Below are 1,316 nucleotides of genomic sequence, written 5' to 3' on the forward strand. Positions count from 1 at the left end.
GAACGCCGCACCGCCTGGATGCTGTTCCAGGAGATCAAGGCTGGCGGCTACGACGGCTGTTACTCGCGGGTGACCGATTTCATCCGGGCCTGGCGGCAAGGCGAAGGCAAGGCGGTTTCGAAGTCGGCGTTTGTGCCGTTGCGATTCGAGCTGGGCGAGGCATTCCAGTTTGACTGGTCTGAAGAAGGACTGGTTGTCGGCGGCATTTACCGCAAGCTCCAGGTGTCGCACATGAAGCTATGTGCGTCGCGGGCGTTCTGGCTGGTTGCCTATCCGAGTCAGGGGCACGAGATGCTGTTCGATGCCCATACGCGCTCGTTCGCTGCTTTCGGCGGGGTGGCCCGCCGGGGCATCTATGACAATATGAAAACGGCCGTAGACAAGGTGCACAAAGGCAAGGGTCGCACGGTCAATCCGCGTTTCGCAGTGATGTGTTCGCACTATCTGTTCGATCCGGACTTCTGCAACGTCGCCAGTGGCTGGGAGAAAGGCGTCGTCGAGAAGAACGTGCAGGACAGCCGCCTGCGTATCTGGATTGAGGCGCGTGGGCAACGCTTCGGCAGTTTCGCTGATCTGAATGCATGGCTGGCGACCCGGTGCCGGTCGTTGTGGGATCAGGTGAAGCATCCGGACTATCGTGAGCTGAGCGTCGCCGACGTGTTCGAGCAGGAACGCGCTCATCTGATGCCGATGCCAACACCGTTTGACGGTTATGTTGAGCGTGCGGCACGAGTCTCGTCGACCTGCCTGGTGGTGATTGGCCGCAATCGCTACTCCGTGCCATGCGAATTCGCAGGCCAGATGCTCAGCACGCGACTCTATCCTGGCCGTGTTGTGGTGGTCGGCGACGATGCCGTGGTGGCCGAACACGATCGACTGGCCGACGAAGGACAGGTGCGATACCAGTGGCAGCACTACATCCCGCTGATCCAGCGCAAGCCAGGAGCCCTGCGCAACGGTGCGCCGTTCCAGGATATGCCCGATCCGCTGCAACGGCTGCGTCGGGCGTTACTACGCGAGCCAGGTGGCGACCGGGTCATGGCTAAGGTTCTGGCGCTGGTCCCGGAAAGCGGTCTGGACGCCGTAGTGGTTGCAGTCGAACTTGCATTGGAGCAGGCGCCGCCCTCCGGGCGCGTGAGCGTCGAGCATGTGGTGAACGTGCTGTCGCGCATGCGCAGCGTGCAGATGCCGCCGAAGATCGATACTGCGCTACAACTGACGACACCGCCGCTGGCCGACACATCGCGCTACGACGGGCTGCGCCCGGCACTGCAACAGCCGGAGGCCGGTCATGCGTGATCTGATTGTCGAACTCA

1 protein-coding gene is annotated in these 1,316 nt (G+C 62.2%); it reads left to right on the plus strand.

From position 1 onward, the window contains the following. The coding region (istA, locus tag PQQ51_RS34280) for an IS21 family transposase (RefSeq protein WP_408501617.1) at nucleotides 1-1,299 on the plus strand (1,299 nt) is incomplete at its 5' end. Nucleotides 1,300-1,316: the final 17 nt, after the last annotated feature.

This window comes from Paraburkholderia xenovorans, assembly GCF_046030735.1.
In the GTDB taxonomy this organism is placed as follows: domain Bacteria; phylum Pseudomonadota; class Gammaproteobacteria; order Burkholderiales; family Burkholderiaceae; genus Paraburkholderia; species Paraburkholderia xenovorans_A.